Here is a 3,962-nt window from a genome sequence, read left to right as displayed (position 1 = left end):
ACCATCCGGATCCACGTATTTGTAGGGATTATTATTGGCATAGGCGTAACGATTAAAGCTGTGACTACTATCCGCAAACCCCACAGGGTCATTGCTATAAAAACGGGCAATTAAAGGGTCATAGTAACGAGCCTGCATGTAGGTCAAGCCTAAGTCTTTATCATGCAAGTGGCCAGTATAGCCGATGCCTTCCTTATCACCGCCTAAGCGCTTGCCGAAAGGATCGTAGACACTGCGGCTCAACACATTGCCCGCTTCATCGCTTTGCATCACAGGGGATCCGAGCATATCGGTGTGCTGATACGTGACTTTGGTGTTACGTTTAACCGTGCCAACTAGAGCCGATGCGCCACATTGATCTTTGCTATTACAGGCTTGTATTTCAACGGTATTATTACCTAGGCTTAACCCCGATAAGGCATGGCTATTGCCTGTCACAATGACAATGCGCTGCTTGCCCTTTTCATCGGTGATGATGATTTGGTAATAACTCGCCTGTGGTACCTTATCCCACTTGAGCTGATAACGGCCATCGGAAGATGTCGCCTTAACGCTTGTTTGCGTTGGCGTCGACAGTAACGGAATAAAGATGAGAATATCCCCCACTGCAATAGGCACAAAGGTGGTTCGGCCTTGTGCCTGCACCGATGTGGACAGAAACGGCAATAATAACCCCATACACAATGCCAAGGTTTTTAATTGCCTACGGAGGCTTATTCTATTTGTCACTCGCTGGATCAGTGACTGCGTGGCCCGCTTAAGCAATGGCTGAAATAAAGCTAGTTTAAATAAAGTGAGTAATGTCATGTTCAGCTCTCCTTAGCGAGTTTCAACATCGGCAATTAATTGACTGCCTAAGTAAATACTGTCAATTTTGTCACCATTGGCGCGTTGTCGATGCAGCAGCTGACCACCTTGACTATAGACTGAGTATTCTGCCCCATTACTGCGCGCGTCTTTGACTCTTTTGCCATGACCATCATAAACATAGGTATGGCCTTTGGCTGAGGTGAGCTGATTGGCTAAGTTATAGATTAACGGGTAACGACCATTGTTGAGGGTATTGCCTCTGGCATCATATTTAAAAGCATACTTGTAGGCGCCGGTAATGGACTTTAAGCGATTATCGCCACCGTACTGATAATTGATTTTTGAGCCACTGACGCTGCGTGAGGTAATATTACCCACCGCGTCATAATCAAACTGGCCTTTACCCCATTTACCATCGGCATTAATCAAGCGGTTTAAACCGTCATAATGGATATTGTTAACATTATTTTTAGCGTAAATGCCATCGATGATTCGACTCAGATTATCATTATCATCATAAGCTAAGGTTAATTTGAGCTGCGCTTTACCGCTATGGGTATCTTGCATTTGATGAATATGTGACACTTTATCAAGAGAAATACTACGGTTCATACCATTGCCATAGGTGAAACTTTTGACTTGACCATTACCATGATAAAGCGCATTGGTCGCATAAGGTCCCGCTTGCGTCGCTTGACCGAAGGCATTGGGGGCAAAAGCGACTTTTTTTCCTGAAGGGTAAGTCAGTGATGACGCATTACCTAAGTTATTGTACCCCCAAGTGATATTAAAGGTTTTTTTATCAACTTTAAGCTGCTCAGATTTCAATTTATCCATGGTATTATAGCGATAAGCCCATGTCACTTTACCTGCAGCCACACTCGTTAGGTTACTGTTTTCATCATAGGCATAGGTTTTATTGGACGTATGATTTGCTGTGTTAGCAGGATAGGTTTCTGACTTTAATTGGTCGAGATTATCATAAGCCAAAGTCACTTTATCCGCCTTAGGCACCGCCAATAAATCACAGCTCATTTTACTGCCAACTGTTCCCTCAGCGCGCCAAATCGGTAAATTTTGGGTGTTATAAACAAAGGCTGTGATGCCTGTTTCTGGGCGCACGGTTTTACATAAATTTTGACGCTCATCATATACACGGCTTTCAGTGACATTACCTTGCTTGATGGATTTGATATTGCCATAAATATTGTATTTTATCATGGTATTCGTACTTGCTGGTGCGGCGATAGTGCTAATTTTTTCTTGCTCAGGCTCTCCATAAGCCAAGTAACTGGTGGTAGTCACATTATTGTTAGGATCGGTGACTTGTTTACTGTTATTGCTTAGATAACTGATACTTGTTGTCGTTTTATCCTCAGCACGCGTGATGCTAATGATACGATCTAACGCATCATACTCAGTCAATGTGTTCACTAAGCTACCTAAATTATCTCCCTGATTGGTTTGCATGACCACTCGACTATCATGATCGTATTGTTTACGCTCATAAGTGGTTAGCTCATTTGTCGTGTCTTTTTTCACAAACAAGTGCGGTCTGAGCAAACTGTCATAATAAGTGACTTGCTGTAAACTGCCTTGCTTGGTGGTTTGTTTTAATTGCCCCGCCTTAACGAAGCTACCCAACTGCGCACCATCATCTTCTTCTGCTACTTTCTCATAGCTAATAACTTTATTCGCTATGCTTTTATCATGGTAGTCAATGTGGGTCATCCAACCGATGGCATTATATTGATAGCTGGTTTTATGGCCTTTAAAGTCGGTAATGCTTTTAATACTGGCATCGGCATTGACTGCTATTTTGGTTAGCATGTTATTTTTAGTGCTGCCATTGGCTGTCGAGCAGCCATTGCTCGTCGCACAGGGAAAGGTAATTTTGCGCGATATGCCGCGATAATAATCGTCAAATATCTGATAACGATTACTCCCACTATAATCAATCTTTTTAAGCTGACCACCTTTATGATGAGTGTGAGTCTCAGTCAATGACCCCATTTGTTTATACTGATTAGGCAGTAAACTATCGCTATGGTAAGTAATTTCAGACACGGGGGTGCCATATTGGCCATCAACTGACACATATTCTTTGCGAGGCAGGTTAAGCACCCACTTATCCCTATCGTGCTGATAGGCGGCTTTGGTATATCTCGCTGTATTACCAATACTATTAAATTCATGGCTAATTTGCGGCACGCCATAAGCATTGAAGCTGCTGTATTCTGTGGTATAAGTATCACCCTCACCTTTACGTTCAATCTGTTTTTTGGTTTGCATAATGCGGTAATCTTTACTTTGCCAATTATCCAACCACAGACCCGACTGTCCGACAGGTTTTGTGCTTTGGGTATAATCATACTGGGTTTCTTGTAAAAGCAAATTGTCTTGAGAAACACGACTGGCCATTAATTGGCCTTCAAAGAAACTTCGACCATTACGGTTATAATAATGTTGTGTTTGACTGCCATCAGGCGCAGTGACTTTAGTCCATTTATAATGGAAATTGTCTATATTACTGGGTAAGTCGCCCGTTAATAAATGTTTCTTTTTTGGACTTTCATCATACCAAGCACCAACATTTTTTGAGTATGCATATTGCCAGACTAAATCAGCTCCTACAGCTTTGGTGATCGTTTTCTTTTTTAAGGCTAATACGGGGGTACTTTGTTTACGAAACTTGTCACCTATAGGCTGCCACTTTCCATCCCCTAAATGTATCTGATATAAAACATAACTCATGTCAGCTATATTAGTGCGGCCAAGCATTTCTCTTGCAAAACTAAATTGACCTTGAGCACCGTTAGGATGAGTCACTGTGAAATCAAGATTGTTATTTTGGCTATGTAGATCTCGATGAATACCAACAGGATGATGATAAGCCCTATCGGTAAATTGGTACTCCCATACTTGATTATCGGGGCGTGTCACTGTGATTAAGCGCCTAAAAGGACTATAACCCCCGCCTTTATATTTTCTAGAAAATGCAGAATACCCATATTGCCACTGCTTTTTATCATAACTTATGGTTTTAATTTCATTATTTTCATATACAAAGGTGACTTCCCGTTTATCACTGGCGGTAATTTTTATCAATTGGTCCTTTTTGTTATAATGATAGATAATGCTATTACCAAACC

General features: G+C 41.7%; 2 protein-coding genes. Both read right to left on the bottom strand.

The features are described from left to right. A partial coding sequence (locus L2764_RS26050) for an RHS repeat domain-containing protein (RefSeq protein ID WP_248943257.1) occupies window positions 1-807 on the bottom strand: 807 nt, incomplete at its 3' end. A gap of 12 nt (window positions 808-819) precedes the next feature. After that, on the bottom strand, window positions 820-3,962 hold a 3,143-nt coding region (locus L2764_RS26045; protein WP_376708501.1), incomplete at its 5' end, for an RHS repeat domain-containing protein.

Source organism: Shewanella surugensis, assembly GCF_023284005.1.
Classification (GTDB): domain Bacteria; phylum Pseudomonadota; class Gammaproteobacteria; order Enterobacterales; family Shewanellaceae; genus Shewanella; species Shewanella surugensis.
This window is presented reverse-complemented; position numbering and strand designations above follow the sequence as displayed.